19 protein-coding genes, 1 rRNA gene and 1 riboswitch are annotated in these 18471 nt (G+C 47.0%); of the genes, 6 read left to right on the top strand and 14 right to left on the bottom strand.

Annotation, left to right across the window (positions count from 1 at the left end):
* Positions 1-28 precede the first annotated feature (28 nt).
* The 5 genes from R7Q09_RS15530 to R7Q09_RS15550 all read right to left on the bottom strand — a co-directional run bounded on the left by R7Q09_RS15530 (position 29) and on the right by R7Q09_RS15550 (position 2904).
* Positions 29-556 carry a GNAT family N-acetyltransferase gene (locus tag R7Q09_RS15530; RefSeq protein WP_064369517.1) on the bottom strand — a complete coding sequence of 176 codons (528 nt, stop codon included), beginning with the start codon at positions 554-556 and terminating at the stop codon, positions 29-31.
* A 33-nt stretch (positions 557-589) separates the two neighbouring features.
* The gene (locus tag R7Q09_RS15535; RefSeq protein WP_213893166.1) at positions 590-1057 is read right to left on the bottom strand and encodes an HAD family hydrolase; all 468 of its coding nucleotides are present in this window, start codon (positions 1055-1057) and stop codon (positions 590-592) included.
* A 118-nt stretch (positions 1058-1175) separates the two neighbouring features.
* Complete coding sequence (locus R7Q09_RS15540) at positions 1176-1646, bottom strand: GNAT family N-acetyltransferase (RefSeq protein ID WP_025768770.1); 471 nt, start codon at positions 1644-1646, stop codon at positions 1176-1178.
* A 1-nt stretch (position 1647) separates the two neighbouring features.
* Positions 1648-2379, bottom strand: a complete 732-nt coding sequence (locus R7Q09_RS15545; protein ID WP_005383319.1) for a glucose 1-dehydrogenase — start codon at positions 2377-2379, stop codon at positions 1648-1650.
* A 9-nt stretch (positions 2380-2388) separates the two neighbouring features.
* The gene (locus R7Q09_RS15550) at positions 2389-2904 is read right to left on the bottom strand and encodes a GNAT family N-acetyltransferase (protein ID WP_318070970.1); all 516 of its coding nucleotides are present in this window, start codon (positions 2902-2904) and stop codon (positions 2389-2391) included.
* A gap of 270 nt (positions 2905-3174) precedes the next feature.
* Between R7Q09_RS15550 and R7Q09_RS15555 the strand changes: the two genes are divergently transcribed.
* On the top strand, positions 3175-4269 hold the full coding sequence (locus tag R7Q09_RS15555; RefSeq protein ID WP_171342378.1) for a NapC/NirT family cytochrome c: 1095 nt from the start codon (positions 3175-3177) through the stop codon (positions 4267-4269).
* 22 nt (positions 4270-4291) lie between these two features.
* Positions 4292-6739 carry a trimethylamine-N-oxide reductase 2 gene (locus R7Q09_RS15560; protein WP_318070971.1) on the top strand — a complete coding sequence of 816 codons (2448 nt, stop codon included), beginning with the start codon at positions 4292-4294 and terminating at the stop codon, positions 6737-6739.
* A gap of 70 nt (positions 6740-6809) precedes the next feature.
* On the opposite strand, the gene R7Q09_RS15565 is transcribed toward R7Q09_RS15560, so the two are convergent.
* The 8 genes from R7Q09_RS15565 to thiD form a co-directional block, all read right to left on the bottom strand.
* Entirely contained in the window at positions 6810-7535 is a 726-nt protein-coding gene (locus R7Q09_RS15565) for a phosphatase PAP2 family protein (protein ID WP_005374297.1), read from the bottom strand.
* A gap of 182 nt (positions 7536-7717) precedes the next feature.
* Positions 7718-8332 (bottom strand): thiamine phosphate synthase, encoded by a 615-nt coding sequence (gene thiE / locus R7Q09_RS15570; protein ID WP_170893879.1) that lies wholly within the window; start codon positions 8330-8332, stop codon positions 7718-7720.
* A 60-nt stretch (positions 8333-8392) separates the two neighbouring features.
* Complete coding sequence (thiM, locus tag R7Q09_RS15575; protein WP_318070972.1) at positions 8393-9184, bottom strand: hydroxyethylthiazole kinase; 792 nt, start codon at positions 9182-9184, stop codon at positions 8393-8395.
* Between the two features lie 12 nt (positions 9185-9196).
* Positions 9197-9865 (bottom strand): thiaminase II, encoded by a 669-nt coding sequence (tenA, locus tag R7Q09_RS15580; RefSeq protein WP_020195160.1) that lies wholly within the window; start codon positions 9863-9865, stop codon positions 9197-9199.
* Between the two features lie 54 nt (positions 9866-9919).
* Positions 9920-10870 carry an ABC transporter substrate-binding protein gene (locus tag R7Q09_RS15585; protein WP_086047575.1) on the bottom strand — a complete coding sequence of 317 codons (951 nt, stop codon included), beginning with the start codon at positions 10868-10870 and terminating at the stop codon, positions 9920-9922.
* 47 nt (positions 10871-10917) lie between these two features.
* Positions 10918-11718, bottom strand: coding sequence for an ABC transporter permease (locus R7Q09_RS15590; protein ID WP_050918773.1), 801 nt, complete (start codon positions 11716-11718; stop codon positions 10918-10920).
* The gene (locus R7Q09_RS15595; RefSeq protein ID WP_318070973.1) at positions 11711-12466 is read right to left on the bottom strand and encodes an ABC transporter ATP-binding protein; all 756 of its coding nucleotides are present in this window, start codon (positions 12464-12466) and stop codon (positions 11711-11713) included. The genes R7Q09_RS15590 and R7Q09_RS15595 overlap by 8 nt, the downstream gene beginning before the upstream one ends.
* Positions 12456-13313, bottom strand: a complete 858-nt coding sequence (gene thiD / locus R7Q09_RS15600; RefSeq protein ID WP_318070974.1) for a bifunctional hydroxymethylpyrimidine kinase/phosphomethylpyrimidine kinase — start codon at positions 13311-13313, stop codon at positions 12456-12458. The genes R7Q09_RS15595 and thiD overlap by 11 nt, the downstream gene beginning before the upstream one ends.
* A 97-nt stretch (positions 13314-13410) precedes the next feature.
* Positions 13411-13518: riboswitch (TPP riboswitch) on the bottom strand.
* 311 nt (positions 13519-13829) lie between these two features.
* Between thiD and R7Q09_RS15605 the strand changes: the two genes are divergently transcribed.
* Both R7Q09_RS15605 and R7Q09_RS15610 read left to right on the top strand, forming a co-directional pair.
* A complete protein-coding gene (locus tag R7Q09_RS15605) occupies positions 13830-15215 on the top strand; it encodes a TldD/PmbA family protein (RefSeq protein ID WP_170889897.1) in 1386 nt (461 codons plus the stop codon).
* Positions 15215-16558, top strand: coding sequence for a TldD/PmbA family protein (locus R7Q09_RS15610; RefSeq protein ID WP_318070975.1), 1344 nt, complete (start codon positions 15215-15217; stop codon positions 16556-16558). The genes R7Q09_RS15605 and R7Q09_RS15610 overlap by 1 nt, the downstream gene beginning before the upstream one ends.
* A gap of 77 nt (positions 16559-16635) precedes the next feature.
* On the opposite strand, the gene trmY is transcribed toward R7Q09_RS15610, so the two are convergent.
* Positions 16636-17235: a tRNA (pseudouridine(54)-N(1))-methyltransferase TrmY gene (trmY, locus tag R7Q09_RS15615; RefSeq protein WP_017634347.1), complete on the bottom strand. Its 600-nt coding sequence runs from the start codon at positions 17233-17235 to the stop codon at positions 16636-16638.
* Between the two features lie 160 nt (positions 17236-17395).
* On the opposite strand from trmY, the gene R7Q09_RS15620 reads away from it, so the two are divergent.
* Together R7Q09_RS15620 and R7Q09_RS15625 are read left to right on the top strand one after the other, a co-directional pair.
* On the top strand, positions 17396-17920 hold the full coding sequence (locus R7Q09_RS15620) for a DUF3087 domain-containing protein (RefSeq protein WP_047102521.1): 525 nt from the start codon (positions 17396-17398) through the stop codon (positions 17918-17920).
* A 484-nt stretch (positions 17921-18404) separates the two neighbouring features.
* Positions 18405-18471: ribosomal RNA gene (locus R7Q09_RS15625) — 16S ribosomal RNA — on the top strand; the annotation flags it as partial.

An 18471-nucleotide genomic window follows, 5' to 3' on the forward strand; every position in this document is an offset into this window, starting at 1 on the left:
AGTGTTGCGAACAACGGTTATCGTGACTCTACAAATCTGGGCTTTTCGAGCGGCTTTGCGCTTTATACAATATCATTTTTTGACTCATCAAGACTTTACCATTTGGCAAGGTCACTTCCCCAAGTTCTCCCTGATGTTCAAATCCAAACCGTTCATACAAAGCAATCGCTGGTGTGTTGGTTGTGTATACGTAGAGTGCGATTTGGTCGTAACCAAATTCCCAACCACGTGCGATCGCGACTGCCAATAGTTTCCGCCCCAATCCTTTGCCTCGGTAGTTTTTGTCGATGTGAATACCAAGAATACCGACGCGAAGGCGTTGCTCTCTTTCGTAACCGCACATCTCAGCTGGGTAGATTTCAACACTACCGATAAGTTTTTGGCGGTCAAACGCGACAAACTGAGGGATGGACTCGTTTTCCACACGTTGCAGGATTCTGCGAAGCGTTGCGTTATCGGGTGCAGGAGAAATCAAAAATTCCCCTTCGGAGTACACTCGATTCCACAGCGCGGTGAAGCGCGCGATATCGCTCACCTTGATGGATCTGATTTGCATTCATCTTCCTTGATTAGTGCAGGTTAGTAACGGTTAGGGGATAAGCTCAGATAAACAACGAATTTGGTTAGGAATGGCTTCGGCTGGTGCATCAGCGCCCGTTGGGTTAAACCAAATTGTGTTTACGCCCGCTTTCATCGCAGGGTAAATATCTTTGTGAGGTAAATCGCCAACCATGGTTATTCCACTCACGTTAACCCCTAACTGTTTTGCGGTGGCGAGATAAAACTCAGGTTGGTTTTTAGCGATGCCGAGGTTGGCAAAACAAAAATAGCCATTTAAGTATTGGTCTAAGTCGACGCGAACAAATGCACGCTGAACCTCTTCCATGTTGGAATCAGATGCACTGGTCGCAATGTAGATGGGATGATTTTGGGAAAGTATTGCCAGTGTTTCTCTGGCTTGAGGGACTGCTTCTACGTGTTCCCAATCGCACATTTTTCCTTGTGCCTCAGGGAAATCTACCATCAAGGTGTTCCCCCAATCGAAAAGATAAATCATGTTCGAATCTCCTTATCCGCACATCATATCGTCTTTTTCTAAAATTAGGGGGTAAATTGCATCGATAAATACGATTTAGGTGGGTTTAGTCGTGAAAAGCGCTTAATTGTCGTTATCGTTACAAATGTTTCAGCATAATGCGTGAGTTAGTTTTAAAACCTTGATTATCGTAAAAGCGCTGTGCTGGCTGATTGAATTCCATCACTTCCAATCGAATTTGTGTGGCATTGGCGTCGCGCGCCCATTGCTCACAGGCTAGGAGCAGTTGGCGGCCGATTCCTTGCTGCTTTTGCGCTTCATCGACAACAATTGTTCCCACGCGACAAATTGGGTCTTTGATCAGAAAACTGACGGTGTCGTTTTGGGTGATCATCGCGGTTAAGAAGCCGAGAATTTGCTGTTCGCGTTCGGCAATCAAAAAGAGTCGCTCTTTGTTCTCTAGTGCTTGTGCAAGAAATTCGCGGTCAGCTTCTGAAGGCGCAACAAAGGCTTCTGGCGCATTCGCAAAATGCAGTGAATTAATTTGAAAATTAAGCTGAAAAATTTCGTCTAAATCATCGGGAATCGCTTGTCGGATATGGACTTGCATTCTATCTGCCCCCTGCAATATCGATAAATGATCCTGTGACATAAGAGGCTTCGTCACTTAATAGCCAAGCGATCGCATTTGCCACTTCTTCTACCGTGCCACCGCGTTTAAGAGGAATTTGAGGGCTGAGTCTATCTACTCGGTTTGGTTCTCCGCCGTCGGCATGCATATCAGTGTAAATGAAACCAGGTCGAACGCCATTGACGCGAATATTGCGCTCTGCCAACTCTAGCGAGAGCCCTTTCGTTAAAGTATCCATCGCGCCTTTTGATGTGGCGTAATCGACATACTCAAATGGCGCGCCTGAGCGCGACGCTCCAGAGGAGACATTCACAATTGCACCGCCTGCACTGAATCGCTTCGCCGCTTCTCGACAGCAGAGAAAACAGCTATTCACATTGGTGTTCATTACTTTCTGAAAGCGTTCCAAGCTGATTTCTGACAAAGGCGATTGAGTAAATAGGATGCCAACGTTGTTGACCAAGTGCGTCACTGCACCAAATTCACGTTCTGTTTCATCGAACAAGGAGAGCACTTGCTTCTCATCGGCTACGTCTGCGGCGATGGCAATCGCTTTGCCACCGTTTGCTTGTATTTCTGCCACAACTTGGTCGGCGGCCTCTTGCTGAGTGCGGTAATTAACGCAAACGCGATAGCCTTGCTCGGCCAGCTTTTTCGCCGCTGCGGCTCCAATGCCTCGGCTTGCGCCGGTAATGATGACTACTTTATTCAAAATACGTCCTTATTTTTGTAGTGAGTAGATTTTATCGGCGTAGGGTTTGCCACCAATTTGGTATGAGTCTGGAATGACCTCAATGAGTTCGAAACCACATTTTATCAGGACACGCTCTGACGCAATATTGCCTTCAGTGACCGTCGCGGAAAAGTGGTTGATGTTATGTGTCGAGGTTGCCCAGTATAGAAGCGCTTGAAGAGTTTCTGTTCCAAACTGTTGGCCATGAAATTCCGGCAAAAGTAAGTAACCTACCTCTGCCTTACCGTTTTCAATAGCAAAGCCAGTGATGCCGATGGGTTGCTCAGATTGCCTATCGAGTATTACAAGGCAAAGCCAATGCTGACAATTTGGGGTCCATGGTAATAATCGCGAAGCAAATTTTTCTCTTATTTCTGTTTCGCTGGGACGATCGAAACAGAGCGCAATAACCTCTTGTTCGGAGAGTAATCGTTGAAAGAGTTCCCAGTCACTGGCTTTGATGGGTCTTAATTGGCTTCTGTGCGTCTCGATGTAAACTGACATGCGTGTCCTTACTGCATCAATGTGGAGATTCAGTCTCTCATCCTCTTATCTGTTTAATCAAATAGTTGCATTCATAAAAGTGATTTATGTGGTGAATAGTTGGCTGGGTAATGGATTATTGCCATATATTCATCTTTGAGATGCAAATAACAAAATTTCATACTTGAGGCATACAGAGCAACACGGAAATGATGTGGATCAAGAGAGGACTACCCATAAAGTAGTAATTTGCGACCTATAATTACATTTTATTTGGAAGTGTTGCTAATTATGTCAATAAAAAAACGATATGTTGCACTGCTGGTTGCTGCCGGCATTGGTGTGGGCTGGTTAACTTTGGGGGGGAGTGCGGCAGTAATGCATTACACCTCAGATACTGAATTTTGTCTCTCGTGCCACTCTATGGAAACCCCTTACAAAGAGTACCAAGGCTCAGTGCACTTCAGTAATGCGAAAGGCATTCGCGCGGAATGTTCTGACTGTCATATTCCTCAAGAACCAATGGATTACCTGATCACCAAAATTCGCGCGTCGAAAGACATCTACCATGAATTTGTGACAGGTAAGATCGACACGCCAGAGAAATATGAAGCACATCGTAAAGACATGGCTGAAACGGTATGGGCTCAGTTCCGTGAAAATGATTCAGCGACGTGTCGTTCGTGTCATGATTTCGATGCAATGGAAGAGTTTGAGCAATCACGTGATGCGGCGAAGATGCACGCTTACGCGAAAGCAAACGATCAAACGTGTATCGATTGTCATAAAGGTGTGGCGCACTTTGCACCAGAAGCAGAGCTAGACAGCAAGGCATTTGAAACGTTGATGAGCTTCACCACAAAAACATCACCTGGTGCCAAAGTCGTTTACCCTGTGACTGAAATCGCAATGGGTGAGATGGGTAAAATTAACCCAACGACGAAGTTGGAAGTAATCAGCTCTGAAGGCGACAACCGCACTGTTAAGTTGAAGGCATTCCAAATGAAAGGCGCAGAGCAAGTGCTTTACATGGGAGAAGGTCAACGTGCCATCGTTGCAACGCTAACAGAGCAAGGCCAACAAGCGCTTGAAACTGGTGAATTTGAGGCAGATGTTTACGGCAACGAATGGCGCGCGGTTTCTCTAACTGGCGCTATTGATTCTCCAGTTGTTGACACGCTTGAACCCGTATGGTCATACGCAGAAGAGTTGGACAACGTTTACTGTGCAACTTGTCACGCGAAAATTCCTTCAAATCACTTCACAGTGAATGCATGGGGACCGGTAGCGAAAAGTATGGGTGATCGAACTGATATTTCAGCCGAGAACCTAGAAATTCTAACCAAGTTCTTCCAGCACCACGCGAAAGATGTGGTTGGTCACTAACGATAAATAGAAGGATAAGATTATGACTAATATGACCCGTCGCGGATTTCTAAAAGGCACTGGTATGGCGGCTGGTGCAATGGCATTCACTTCATTTGCACCTATGTCTGTTGCGTCTTCAAACCAGCGTGGCAAGGGCATTTTGACAGCGGGCCGCATGGGCCCAATGTTATGTGAAGTGAAAGATGGTAAGTTGGTTTCGACTACTAATGCTCTTCCACAAACTGTACCAAATAGTCTACAAACTACTGGGCCTGACCAAGTGCATACCAAGGCGCGTGTGAAGTACCCAATGGTACGTAAAGGCTACTTGGCAAACCCATCGTCGCCAGAAGGTGTGCGCGGTAGTGATGAGTTTGTGCGTGTGTCTTGGGATGAAGCTTACAAGCTGATACACGAGCAGCACATGCGCATTCGTAAAGAATATGGCCCGGCTTCTGTGTTTGCTGGTTCTTACGGCTGGCGTTCAAGTGGCGTGCTGCACAAAGCACAAACCTTGCTGCAACGTTACATGAGCATGGCGGGTGGCTATTCAGGCCACTTGGGTGACTACTCAACGGGTGCTGCGCAGGTCATCATGCCGCACGTTGTGGGCTCTATCGAAGTATACGAGCAGCAAACCACGTACCCAGTGGTACTAGAGTACAGCGATGTGGTTGTGCTTTGGGGCTTAAACCCGATCAACACTCTAAAAATCGCGTGGAGCTCAACAGACTGTGCTGGTCTTGAGTTCTTCCATCAGTTGAAAAAGTCAGGCAAGACGGTTATCGCTATTGACCCTATTCGTTCTGAAACCATCGAGTTCTTTGGTGAGAATGCGGAGTGGATTGCTCCTCACCCAATGACCGACGTGGCAATGATGATGGGTATCGCACACACCTTGGTGAAACAAGGTAAGCACGATAAAGCCTTCCTCGATAAATACACCGCAGGTTACGACAAGTTTGAAGCGTACCTGATGGGCGAAGAAGACGGCGTAGAAAAATCAGCAGAATGGGCATCACAAATCTGTGGCGTACCTGCGAAGCAACTTGAGCTACTGGCTGACATCTTCAGTAAAAACCGCACCATGCTGATGGCGGGTTGGGGCATGCAGCGCCAACAATACGGTGAGCAGCGTCACTGGATGCTGGTTACACTGGCAACGATGTTGGGTCAAATCGGTTTACCGGGCGGTGGTTTTGGTTTCTCTTATCACTACTCAAACGGTGGTAACCCTGCTCGTGATGCTGGCGTACTTCCTGCGATTTCGGCATCACTGGGTGGTGGCTCTTCTGCGGGGAACGACTGGGCAGTGTCTGGCGCGGTGCAAAGCTTCCCTGTGGCGCGTATTGTCGAGGCGTTGGAAAACCCAGGTCAATCCTACCATCATAACGGTCATGAACTGACGTTCCCGGACATCAAGATGATTTGGTGGGCAGGTGGTGCGAACTTTACTCACCACCAAGACACCAACCGTTTGATTAAAGCGTGGCAAAAGCCTGAGCTGATCGTAATTTCAGAGCCTTACTGGACGGCGGCTGCGAAGCACGCGGACATCGTTCTGCCAATCACCACATCGTTCGAGCGTAACGACTTAACGATGACGGGTGACTACAGTAACCAACACTTGGTGCCAATGAAGCAAGTGGTTGAGCCGCAAGGTGAAGCGCGTAATGACTTCGATGTATTCGCGGACATGGCAGAGATGCTAGCTCCGGGTGGCCGTGACGTATACACCGAAGGCAAAACTGAAATGGAATGGCTGTACGGCTTCTACAAGGCGGCGCAACAAGGTGGCCGTGGCTCTCGCGTAGCAATGCCGAACTTCAGCAAGTTCTGGGAAGATAACCAACTGATCGAGATGAAGTGGAACGAGAAGAACGCACAGTTTGTTCGTTACGCAGATTTCCGTGAAGACCCGATCATGAATCCACTCGGTACACCAAGTGGTAAGATCGAAATCTTCTCGAAAACCATTGAAGGTTACCAGTTGGAAGACTGTCCTCCACACCCAACGTGGATGGCACCAACCGAGTACACCGGCAATGCAAAAGATGGCGAGTTGCAGCTAATGACCGCGCACGCCGCGCATCGTCTACACAGCCAGTTTAACTACGCGAAGATTCGCGAAGAGTACGCAATTGCAAACCGTGAACCTATTTGGATTCACCCTGAAGATGCGAAAGCGCGTGGTATTAAAACGGGCGATCTAGTTCGTGCGTTTAACAACCGTGGCCAAGTATTGGTTGGTGCAGAAGTGACTGACCGAATCAAGCAAGGCTCAGTATGTATTCATGAAGGCGGTTGGCCGGATTTGGATCCGAAAACCGGCATTTGTAAGAACGGCGGTTGTAACGTGTTAACGTTGGATATTCCGACCTCTCGACTTGCAAACGGCTGTGCGGCGAACTCGGCACTGGTTCGTATTGAAAAATACACTGGCCCAGAATTAGAACTAACAGCGTTTGAACCACCAAGAAATGGTTAGAAAAAAGTAGCGCTTTAAAGCAAGAAGCCAGCGAATCGCTGGCTTCTTTTTTATCTAGTAATCGTTCACATTAGCGCGAAGCAAGAGAAACAAACGGCATCTGTTTCTTAATCTGAAATGTCGGGAGTAAAGTAAATACAATCGCGACAAACAAGACTGAGCCTATTAAATCTTCAGGGCGATGCATACCCAGCCATAAGCGGCTATATGCGACGCTCATTCCCCACATCCATAATGACAGTGCAGAGATATAGCACTTGTTCTGTAAGAACAACCCGCCAAAGAAAGCCAAACAAATCGAAACGAAAATCGTATGGCCGGATGGGAAAGAATAGTCTTTTTCGCCTTGCCAATGGCGCGTTCGCCAATCACTGACGTGTTCAGAAATCTGGTTAATTACGTTGGCTTGCTGCTTTGTATCCAACTGATAAAACGCGTCTGGGTGCTCAATCAATTGTTCTGCTGCGAGCAATTCCGTGTAGGGACGCGGGCTTTCTGTCATCAGTTTTAGCCCCGTTTTGCTGGCAAAACCAATCACCAGTAACAACCCTAACATTGAGAGTTTTTGTATCCACTCAATGCGACTTGGTTTAAAGCGAAATAAAGAAAGCAGTAGCAGTGTTAACGTAATTAAAAAGCCTTTGCTACCAGCAGAATCTGTGAGCAAAGTAAAAGTAATACCCAGACTTTCAGGCACTTGTGAAGTGAGATTGTGATAAGAGCCAAACAGCGACATTGGGATGATGCCAAGAACAAACAAGGCGAGCATCATCAATCCATATTTTTTGGTTTTCATTGAGAGCGTTTTGTTTTTATTGAGGGTTATTCAACCACGTTAAAATAAGGGGCTTATCTTACGTTATCTGGCGTGAAAAACTTATCAACGCTCTGTCAATTTGACGAGAGAATGAAGGTTGAGTGATGAATTGATGACATTTATCCGGAGGGTAAAGGCGCTCATCCTTAAGCGTTGGGGTCTTAATCCATCAGAGAAAGTAAGTACTCTGCTGCTTTGGTTGGGTTTTCTGCATGACAAATGGCAGAAACCAAAGCCAAACCATGTACACCTGTCGCACTCAGGGCAGGAATGTTGGTTTCGTTGATGCCACCAATCGCGACGATTGGTAAGGACGTGGTGTTCAACGCCATCTTCAAACCATCAATACCCCAGTGTTTTTTGGTGTTGGTTTTGGTCGGCGTAGCGAAGATGGCACTCAAGCCGATGTAATCAATGGGCAGAGAATCCGCCTCTGCCAGCTGCTCTTCAGTCTCAATCGATAAGCCGAGAATCTTGTTTGGGCCAATCAATTGACGAGCGATCTCTGCTGGCATGTCTGACTGCCCGAGGTGAACACCATCGGCATCGACGGCAAGGGCAACATCAACACGATCATTGATGATTAATGGGACGCCAGTGCCTTCAAGGATAGTCTTTATGGCTTGAGCTCGTTCGATAAACGCACGCACATCGCCGTGTTTTTCGCGGACTTGTACCATGGTCACGCCACCTTTCACGGCTTTTCTCACAACACGCTTTAGTGTGGCTAAATCTTGTTGGTCGTCGGTGACCAAATATAAACGATAGGCGTTCATTGTGTTTCCTTTGGGCCTCTCCTAGATGGAATGAGAGGCCGGTATTTATTAGAGCAAAGCTTAGCTCACTTGCAGTTTTAGGCGTTTTGCTAGCGTTTCTTCATCCAACTGGTAAAGCTCATCCAACAAGTTCATTTGCAGGCTGCCTGGACCACGAGCTTGTTCCGATGCAATCTCGCCAACAACGCCCAGTACCGCCGCCGCAGCAAGTCCGGAGTGATCACCAACAGCAGCGAAAGCACCCGTCAGTGCCGTTAGTGTACAGCCCATTCCGGTTACGTAAGGCATCATCTCGTGACCATTATTCAACTGGACGGTTTGCTCTTTCGTGACGATGTAATCAGTCTCGCCAGAAATCACTACACTTGCACCATACTCTGCGACTAAGAAGTTGGCTGCGCCAAGTGCTGCGTCGCTGCTGTCTAACGCATCAACGCCTTTGCTTTGTGCTTGCTCGCCAGCGAGAGCGATGATTTCTGAAGCGTTACCACGAATGATGAGTTTGTCTGCAAGGCGTGCGATTTCACGTGATGTCTCTGTACGTAGTGAGCTTGCTCCGCAACCGACAGGGTCGAGTACAACGATTTTACCATTGGCATTGGCTTGCTCTACGGCATAGCTCATACGTGGTGTCCAAACGCTGTCTAGGGTACCAATGTTGATAACCAGTGAACCCGCGAACGACATCATCTCTGCCATTTCCTGCTTGGAGTGCGCCATGATTGGAGAAGCGCCGATAGCTAATAGCGCGTTTGCCGTGTTGTTCATCACCACGTAGTTAGTGATGTTGACGACTAAAGGCTTTTGCTGGCGTACTGCGGTTAATGCTTGGGTGATTTGTTCAATTAACATGAGACTCTCCGATTAATCTTGCTGAGCGTTCAGACCTTGTTGCCAGAATGCTACTTCCATACGCGTTGCGGTTTTGAATACCTGAATCAGGTTTTGACCGCGCTGGCTGTTGATATCAATTTCTGCTAGCAACTGATTAAAGTGTTCTGCCCCTTTTGCGACACCAGATTGGAATTCCTCACCACCGTAGAGGTTGATCCAACTTGCATATGGGTTGCCTTCGATTACTGTCTTTTCATCTTCAATCAGCATCTTACCGATTACGGCATAACCGATGGAGCATGGCGCTAGTGCCGCGTATAGATCAACAAGATCGCCCGTCATGCCAGCATCCAATACGTAGCGGGTGTAAGCCACAGTGCCGAAATCTTCTGGCTCGTTTTCTAGGTCGGATTCCGTCAGCCCCCATTGCTCACAGTAAGTCACGTGATGGGCGATTTCAGAATCTAGCAATGCATGTACGCTTGGGAGCGCGCGGCGCATGTCATCCAAAGTACGCGCTTTGTAGATCGCTAATGCGTAAGCTCGTGCGTACTGTTTTAGGAAAAGAAAATCCTGCTTTAGGTAATGCAGAAAACAAGGCTGAGCCAGAGTGCCCTGCGCCAATTGCTGCACGAAAGCATGCTCGGTGTATTCTTGCCAATCTTGGCGGCAAGCGTCGATCAAATCTTGGTATTTCATTATGGGTATCTCGTTATCAAAAGACCCTAGGCTTAGATCCTAAGGTCAGTAGAATTAGTCAAAATTCGGTACGTAATCTTTCGCTTTTGGCAGTGTTTCGATGATTTTTTGTGAATACATAAACTCGGCGTAATCATCGTAGCGTTTCAGATCTACTGCAGATGGACGAAGAGCGAAACGAGTTAGTGTGTCGTTCCAAGCGCGTTGGTTAAGCTCGTTGTTGAGTGTGTCTGGTGAATAAGCCACAAACTCTTTCCACGACTCTTTTGGATGGTTAACGATGTAAGTGGTCGCTTGCTCTAGTGCTTTGTTGAATGCCTTGATGGCTTCTTTGTCGTAGGTTTTTGCATTGGCTACGAAGACTAACTCGTCATACGCTGGTACTCCGTGTTCTTCAGGGAAGAAGGCTTTAGCTTTATAACCTTCTAGTGCCAGTTGGTTGGTTTCGAAGTTACGTAGACCGCCCCAAATCGCATCCACTTTGCCAGACGCAAGAGACGAAGACAGCGCCCAACCTACGTTGATGATTTGTACGTCAGAAAACTTCACGTTCTCTTGCGCAAGCATGGTGCCGATTGTCGCTTCTTCGTTGCCGGCGATCGCAATACCGATCTTCTTGCCTTTTAAGTCGCCAAGGTTTTCATTCTTACCGTTGTCCAACACCATCAGCGTGTTGAGTGGCGTAGCAATCAAAGTCGCAGAGCGGATTAGTGGCAAACCAGCCGCGACATCGATGGTCAGGCTTGGTTGGTAAGAGATCGCCATGTCGACTTTACCCGCCGCGACCAACTTAGGTGGTGTGCTTGGATCAGCAGGCTCTTGAATGTTGACCTTCAAACCTTGTTCTTTGAAGTAACCACGCTCTTTGGCAATCACGATAGGACCATGATTTGGGTTGACGAACCAATCCAACATCAGTGTCATCTCTTTTTCAGCAGCAAGCACGTTGGTTGATACCACTGAAGCGAGTAGAGCAGCAGCGCTCATAAGTTTGTTTTTATTCACGGGGTTCTTCCTTTTCTTTCCCAATTTTCTTTGGTTATTTTCTGTAATTACTTACTTTCCCAAGGGATGGCTTTTTTCAATAATTTATCGGTGATGAAGTAGAGTGCGATAGACAGCACGGCGAGGATAAACAGCGCCGCAAACATCTCATCAATGATCATGCGAGCGTTGGCTTGGAGCATCAGATAACCCAAGCCTTCACTTGAACCTACCCACTCACCGACCACTGCTCCAATCGGCGCAATAACGACGGCAACACGAATACCTGAAGCTAAAGTTGGTAGTGCGGCTGGCAATTGAATATGACGAAGTAACTGCCATTTAGAGGCGCCCATGGTCTTGGCAAGGTCGAGGTAACCTGTTGGTGTATTGCGCAAACCGTCATAGCAACATGTCGTGACGGGGAAAAAGATGATGATTGCCGCCATGACTACTTTTGATGCAATGCCGTAACCCAGCCAAAGCATGAGCACTGGCGCGATGGCGAACACAGGGATCGCTTGGCTAGCAATCAGAATGGGCAGTAACCAGCGCTTGAGCGGCTCGAACATCAGCATTTGCAATGCGAACAGCAAACCCATCGATAATCCAAGCGCCAAGCCAAGTAAGATCTCTTGCGCGGTAACCCAAGTATGTTTGAGCAAGACATCGTAACGAGTGACCAATCTATCCAGCACTTCAATTGGTGAAGGTAAGATGAAGCTTGGCATGTCGAATACCACAACAACCAACTGCCACAATCCCAAGATCACCGCTGTGCTAATGACCAAGCGCAGAGCCGGATGGGTCACGCGTTCTTTTTTACTAATGCGTGCCGAAACGGAGTTGTACTGAGTCATATCACTCATAGTCTTTCTCCAATTGATCCAAAATCGCTTGTTGTAGCGCCGCGCACTCTCCATCGAGAGCTCGGGGCGGCTTGGAGTCTGGAACGACCAAGTGCTGAGCTTGCGCAGGTGTGCCTTGCAACACATAGAGTTGGTGAGCTAATCGCACCGCTTCTTGTGGGTCGTGGGTAATCAGAACAACCGTCTTATCTTTCAGTAATTCGGCAGACAAGGTTTGCAACTTATGACGAGTAACCGCGTCCAGTGCAGAGAAAGGCTCATCCATCAGAACTAGAGGCTTGTCTTGCATCAGAGTGCGAGCAAGGGCAACGCGCTGTCTCATGCCCCCAGAGAGCTGAGCAGGCTTAGCATCAGCGTAATCGGCGAGTCCTACTTGGTTTAGTAAAGTCAGTGCGCGTTGTTTATTTTGCTCTGGTGCTTGTTCTTGAGAAAACCGAGTGCTGAGGCAGACGTTGTCTAACACATTTAGCCATGGTAGCAACAAGTCTTGTTGTGCCATGTAGGCAATACGTTCGTGCAAGGCAATGCCATCCGTGGTGGTTAATTCACCATGCCATTCGACTTTGTCGTCTAACAACCCAGCTAGATAACGAAGGATCGTCGTTTTCCCGCAGCCACTTCGTCCGAGTAATACCGTCCATATACCGACGGGAATGGTCATGTTCATTCCTGCTAAAGTCGGTGTTTGGCTATCTTTGTATCGCAGGCTAGCATCGGAAAGCTGAATGCCAATCGCGTTAGCGAACATAAGTATGACCCGCAAAAAAGTGGTTCACAGGGCCGTGACCTTTACCGACATCCAATTCATCAGCGTGCGCGATAGCTTGGCTGATGTACTGCTTACCAAGGTGCACCGCTTTGTGCAGATTGTTGCCTTGTCCAAGATAAGACGCGATAGCAGAAGACAGCGTGCAGCCTGTGCCATGGGTGTTTTTGGTTGGAAAGCGTTTAGCGCTGATTAACTCGGCACTGTCTTGCATGATAAGCAGATCGTTGCTGTTTTCATTTTCTTCAAGGTGACCGCCTTTGAGCAGAATAGCTTTGGCTCCAAGCGCACGAAGCTCGGTAATCATATCGTTCATTTCAGACTCTGATTGAGGCACTGGCTTACCCGTCAATGCTGCGCCTTCGGGTAGGTTAGGGGTAATGATGTCTGCGAGCGGAATCAATTCTTCTTTTAAAGTGCTGATTGCTGACTGCTCTAGTAATAGATCGCCGCTGGTGGCCACCATTACAGGGTCAATCACGAGGTGTTTTGGCTGGTATTGTTTAATTTTGTCAGCAACGACTTTGATGATGTTGGAATCGGCCAGCATGCCCACTTTGACTGCAACGATGTTGAGGTCGGTAAATACTGCATCAAGTTGGCTCTCTACATGGTCGAGAGGAATGGGGAAAATCGCAGAAACGCCTTGGGTATTTTGCGAAGTAATCGCCGTGATTACCGAGCAAGCAAAACTGCCGGTTGCGGACATCGCTTTGATGTCGGCTTGAATACCTGCGCCGCCGCCACTGTCTGAGCCCGCGATGGTCAATACGATAGGGGTAGGCAAGGCTGGCGTGTGATGTGAATGAGGTTGTGATTGCTGCGTCATGGTCGCTCCTACTACAAGACGTATAGGAACTGACTTTGACCGTTGCAGATAGATCGATTTTTCGATCGCTATCGCTTACCTAAGAGGGGCGACGAAAGGCAAAGTGTGCATAGTTCCCTACGTCAGTGCTAACTGAATCAGGTTCAACGGGTCTCGAATTTCGATCTCAGCCAACACTTGTCGTGTGGCCCCCCGACTATTTCGTTCGGATGATAGCAGGACCATTGCGGAAGGGATACGTTTTTTGAGCGTAATTATAATGAGTATTCAATTATGCGAGGTGAGTGATAAAGTAAGCACCTAAATGGTTTGCTGGGTGGAATTTACTAGTGCAACGCTCTGGTGAATGAGCAGAACCTGGAATATTTAATAAATAATCGTGGTCTCGTTAAGCAAGGATTAGCACAAAACAAGGTTAAAAAACTGTTAAAATTTAACGTGTTGCCAATTTAACTTTGTTGAACTTTTTCACAGTTAATTAGGATGGCTAAGACGATCATCGAGCAAGGAGACTTCATGCTTAATTCTGTAACAGCGAAGTCAGTGATCGATCATGCGCTCTTTTTGGGGGCTGATTTCGCTGAACTATTCGTTGAACATCACCAAACCAACACTGTCCAGATCGCATCTGGTGAAGTGGATAAGGTTAACTCGGGTATCGATTTTGGTATCGGTATTCGTCTTTTTTTCGGTCATAAGGTGCTTTACGGTTACACCAACAGCACAGATGAAGCCGAACTAAAGCGCGTAACCTCGCTGCTTGCTGCAAAAGACAAGCGTGAGCAAATCGCGTCAGCGGGTTCTTTGAATTTGAACCGCTACCCAATCCAACATGGTTGCCGCATGCCACTAAGTAAGGATGCTAACCTAGATTCAAAAATCGCGTTTCTATTGAAAGTTGACCAAGCCGCACGTGCTGAGAGTGAGCATATCAGCCAGTTTATTGGCAGCGTGCTTCAGCGCGAACAGCAAGTGTCTATCTTCAATTCAGAAGGTCTACACGTTGACGATACTCGTCACTACATCAGAGTTGCTGGTAATACTGTCGCTCAAAAAGGTAATGAGCAGTCTTCTGGTATGGAAGGTCCTGGTGCTCTTGCTGGCTGGGAGTTCAGTGAACAGCTTGATGCGAAAGAGCTAGGTCAAACTATCGCGCAACAAGCGTTGGTAAAACTTGGCGCTGATGCTTGTCCATCGGGTGAAATGCCAGTGGTAATTGGTAACGGCTTTGGCGGCGTTATCTTCCATGAAGCGTGTGGTCACTTGCTAGAAACCACTTCGGTTGCGAAGAAAGCATCAGTATTCCACGACAAGATGGGCGAAATGGTTGCTCACACCGCGGTGAATGCAGTCGATGATGGCACCATGACCAACGAATGGGGCTCGATTCATGTTGATGACGAAGGCATGAAGACTCAGCGCACCCAATTGATCAAAGACGGTAAGCTAACCAGCTTTATGGTCGATAAAATGGGTGGCATGAAGACAGGTTATGAGCCTACGGGTTCTGGTCGTCGTCAAAACTACAAGTTCGCACCAACCTCGCGCATGCGTAACACCTTTATCGAAGAGGGCGAGCATTCACTTAATGACATGCTGGCAGGCATCGAACGTGGTATCTATGCGAAGAAGATGGGCGGTGGCTCTGTTCAACCGGGTACGGGGGAGTTTAACTTTGCTGTTCGTGAAGCCTACCTCATTGAAAATGGCAAAATCACCAAGCCTCTGAAAACAGCAACGCTGATCAGCACGGGTCCAAAAGTGTTGAAAGAAATCAGCATGGTCGGCAAAGACATGGCACTTGCGCCGGGCATGTGTGGTTCCGTGAGTGGTTCAGTGCCAACAACAGTCGGTCAGCCAACGCTGAAAGTCGATAACATTCTGGTAGGAGGCGGTAACTAATGAGCCAAGAACAACAACTTCTTAATGCGGTTGATTACGTCCTATCAGAAGCAAAACGCCAAGGTGCAGAAGCGGACGTCATTGTAAACCGCAACAGCAGCTTTTCTCTGAAAGCGAACCAAGGAAAGCTGGATGAGTACAAAGTAAGCTCAAGCCAAGTTCTGGGTGTTCGTGTTGTGAAAGATGCGCGCGTTGCAACAAGCTATTCTGAGTCGTTAGAGCAACCAAGCTTAGATTTGATGCTGACCAACGCACTGCAAAGCGCTCGCTTTTCCAAGCAAGATGAACATCAGACTATTAGCTGCGTGAACAGCCAAATCGCGACTGATGTTGCTGAGATTGCGCAAGAAGATACAACTTCTGTTGACGAAAAAATCGAACTGTCTCTCGCACTTGAGCAAGGTGTAGTAGCTCTGCCTCACGCCTCTAGCGCACCTTACAATGGTTACAGCGATGGCGAAACACAACTGATCATTGCCAATACTCAAGGCACATTGTGTCAACACTTCGAGCGCTCGTTCACTTGTTACGCGTATACCTTGTTTGAAAAAGACGGCAAACAGTCAATGGCGGGTAGAATGTCACTGGGTCGCCGTTTTTATGAGTTGAATCCAGCTTACTGTATCGAAGGTGGCTACAACCTTGCTCGCGATCTTCTTGAAGGCGCACCGGTTGCTACGGGTAACTACCCTGCTATCTTCCACATCAATGCGCTAGCAAGTTTATTCGGTGCTTTCGGCAGTGCTTTCTCTGGCGTAAGCGCGATGAAAGGCATTACGCCACTGGGTGACAAGCTTGGTCAACGTGTTGCGAGTGATTTGATTACCTTTACTGATACGGCTTACATGCCAAATGGTATGGCAATCGCGAGTTTTGATAGTGAAGGCTTCGCTACTCAAGATAATGTCATGATTGCTAATGGTGAGTTGAAAACCTTGCTACACAACAGCCAGACCGCAAGTTACTTGGGCGCAGTCTCGACAGCAAGTGCCGCTCGCGGTGCAAAATCGAGCCTAGACGTATCAGCGAATCACAAAGTGATTGCGACGGGTAACAGCAGTGCGTCAGAAGTAAAAGCGGGTGAGTACCTAGAGTTAGTCGAACTTCAAGGTGTCCATTCTGGTGCGGATGCAGTGAGTGGTGATTTCTCATTTGGCGCGAGTGGTTTCTTGTGCCGTGATGGTAAGCGCATTCAACCAGTTCGTGGGATCACGGTAGCGGGTAACTTCTACAATATGCTGCAAGAAGTTGAGGCAGTAGGTGATACTCAGCTAATTAACGATAGCCGAACTTTCTTCTCGCCAGACGTTCGTTTTGCTCGTTTGAGCATTGGTGGTAAGTAAACTTAGCATTACTATAGAAACAATAAGAGGACTCAATAGAGTCCTCTTTCATTATCTAGCAACGTGTGCGCGAATAACTAGAATTCGCGTATGTCCAACTCATTGTGGATCAATACTACACACTGAGAAGCGAAAAGCATCTTAGGACCTAAGCTGATCTTCTCTGTGCCAAGGCGCTTTAAGCTGTTGAACGACTTCTTCGGCATCGGTATATGGTCAGTTAGCAAGAAACATGGGTTTTCACCAATTTCTGCATCACGAACAAATTCGCCTTTCTTATCCAGCATATATAGTTGGTGATCTTCTGCCAGTTCTTGTACTAGGCGTTCAAAGCTCACTGTACGAACGGTAATACCAGGTTCGACTTCACGAAGTTGCTCTTTACCCATACCAACCGAAGCATCCAAAGCGCGAGCCACTGCTGCAATCAAGGTTGACTCATGGAAGCCGCCAATGTTGGTGATGTCGTTGGAGCGAATAGTAATGGTGCGTGAGAAATCTTTTGTGCTTTCTAAAACCAAGTGAACAACCACATCTTCACGGTGTGATTGAGCAACGAACATCGTGTTCATCATGGTATGAGCAAGAATCTCTGTATGCGCTTCATTACCAACACCTTCTAACAGTGCTTTGCTGGTGGTTGGCGCCGCGCGAGCTCGTAAAACAAAAGAGCGCATGAATTTAGCCTCTATATAGGAAGAGTGAATGCGCGGAAGTATATACCCAAGCAGGGAAGGGATGCGAGTTTAATAGCAAATGTGAACTTACTTACAAAGCTTCGATTGTGGAGCTGGGTGTGCTGGTTAGAATAGGAGGCAACCCTGTTAGGAGTGGTATATGGAAATCAAACAGATAAATAAAGACATTTATAAAAAGAAAGTAAACCTTGTGATTGGCGGTTTTGTTGCGTTGCTCGCAATCTCCTCTCTTGCCTTTAGTACCTTGTTGATTGTTTTGTTTGGCAACACTGAAGTCGTACCAGAACAATCAACGGGCAATTTCCATTGGAATTTGATTGGTGTCGTTCTCGCAGTTGCAACTTCCCTCTCTTTATTGAATCAAATTAAAACTCGACCATACATGGAAGAAGTGCTGTACGTTTGGAAACTCAAGCAACTGCACAACAAAATCTTTCGTAAACTAAAAAGCATTAAAGCAGCCGCGAGCAATGACAATGTAAAAGCGCTCACTACGCTTAAGTTCTATTACACCACGCAACGCCAAGTGTTTGAGTTAGACAACAACACACTGACGATGAGCAGTGTAAATAAAGAATTGGAGGCTATCGAGCAAATCGAAGCGGCGCAATCACTGGATCTTGATATCACCAGCTTTAAAGAGAGCTGGGTAGACACATACTGATTGCCTATTTGCTACTTGAAGTTAACAACTGAGTGCTAAAATTAAGCGTTTGAGTGAGATTTAATCACTCGATGCTTTTTTTTAAGTTTTTTTCTAAAAAGGGGTTGCCAAGAAAAATCATCTCCCTATAATGCGCCTCCGTTGTCAGGGCAAAGCGGAAACGCAAAAGCAATTGGCAATAAGGAAAAAGAAAGCTTCTAAAAATTAATTTTAAAAAGTGTTTGACACTGAAAGTTAATTCCTTAGAATACGCCTCCGCTTCGATAGCAAAGCTTACGAAGCAAGCTCTTTAACAATATAGACCTATCAATCTGTGTGGGCACTCGTTGATGATAATCCAATTAGAAGCTTCGGCTTCAAATTAGGTTTCAATGAAACGAAGTGACCATTGAATCGAAAGATTCAGCACAGTCAATTCAAACATTACTTCTGCTATTTATTAGCGAAAGGAATGTTCAGTATTCATTGAGCCGAACAAAATCTTAAATTGAAGAGTTTGATCATGGCTCAGATTGAACGCTGGCGGCAGGCCTAACACATGCAAGTCGAGC

The sequence above is a fragment of the Vibrio sp. 2130-1 genome, assembly GCF_033339515.1.

Bases quoted from the DNA above. Each gene is read 5' to 3' on its own strand.
- R7Q09_RS15530 (WP_064369517.1), bottom strand. From the start codon at position 556: ATGCAAATCAGATCCATCAAGGTGAGCGATATCGCGCGCTTCACCGCG.
- R7Q09_RS15535 (WP_213893166.1), bottom strand. From the start codon at position 1,057: ATGATTTATCTTTTCGATTGGGGGAACACCTTGATGGTAGATTTCCCT.
- R7Q09_RS15540 (WP_025768770.1), bottom strand. From the start codon at position 1,646: ATGCAAGTCCATATCCGACAAGCGATTCCCGATGATTTAGACGAAATT.
- R7Q09_RS15550 (WP_318070970.1), bottom strand. From the start codon at position 2,904: ATGTCAGTTTACATCGAGACGCACAGAAGCCAATTAAGACCCATCAAA.
- R7Q09_RS15555 (WP_171342378.1), top strand. From the start codon at position 3,175: ATGTCAATAAAAAAACGATATGTTGCACTGCTGGTTGCTGCCGGCATT.
- R7Q09_RS15560 (WP_318070971.1), top strand. From the start codon at position 4,292: ATGACTAATATGACCCGTCGCGGATTTCTAAAAGGCACTGGTATGGCG.
- R7Q09_RS15565 (WP_005374297.1), bottom strand. From the start codon at position 7,535: ATGAAAACCAAAAAATATGGATTGATGATGCTCGCCTTGTTTGTTCTT.
- thiE (WP_170893879.1), bottom strand. From the start codon at position 8,332: ATGAACGCCTATCGTTTATATTTGGTCACCGACGACCAACAAGATTTA.
- thiM (WP_318070972.1), bottom strand. From the start codon at position 9,184: ATGTTAATTGAACAAATCACCCAAGCATTAACCGCAGTACGCCAGCAA.
- tenA (WP_020195160.1), bottom strand. From the start codon at position 9,865: ATGAAATACCAAGATTTGATCGACGCTTGCCGCCAAGATTGGCAAGAA.
- R7Q09_RS15590 (WP_050918773.1), bottom strand. From the start codon at position 11,718: ATGAGTGATATGACTCAGTACAACTCCGTTTCGGCACGCATTAGTAAA.
- R7Q09_RS15595 (WP_318070973.1), bottom strand. From the start codon at position 12,466: ATGTTCGCTAACGCGATTGGCATTCAGCTTTCCGATGCTAGCCTGCGA.
- thiD (WP_318070974.1), bottom strand. From the start codon at position 13,313: ATGACGCAGCAATCACAACCTCATTCACATCACACGCCAGCCTTGCCT.
- R7Q09_RS15605 (WP_170889897.1), top strand. From the start codon at position 13,830: ATGCTTAATTCTGTAACAGCGAAGTCAGTGATCGATCATGCGCTCTTT.
- R7Q09_RS15610 (WP_318070975.1), top strand. From the start codon at position 15,215: ATGAGCCAAGAACAACAACTTCTTAATGCGGTTGATTACGTCCTATCA.
- trmY (WP_017634347.1), bottom strand. From the start codon at position 17,235: ATGCGCTCTTTTGTTTTACGAGCTCGCGCGGCGCCAACCACCAGCAAA.
- R7Q09_RS15620 (WP_047102521.1), top strand. From the start codon at position 17,396: ATGGAAATCAAACAGATAAATAAAGACATTTATAAAAAGAAAGTAAAC.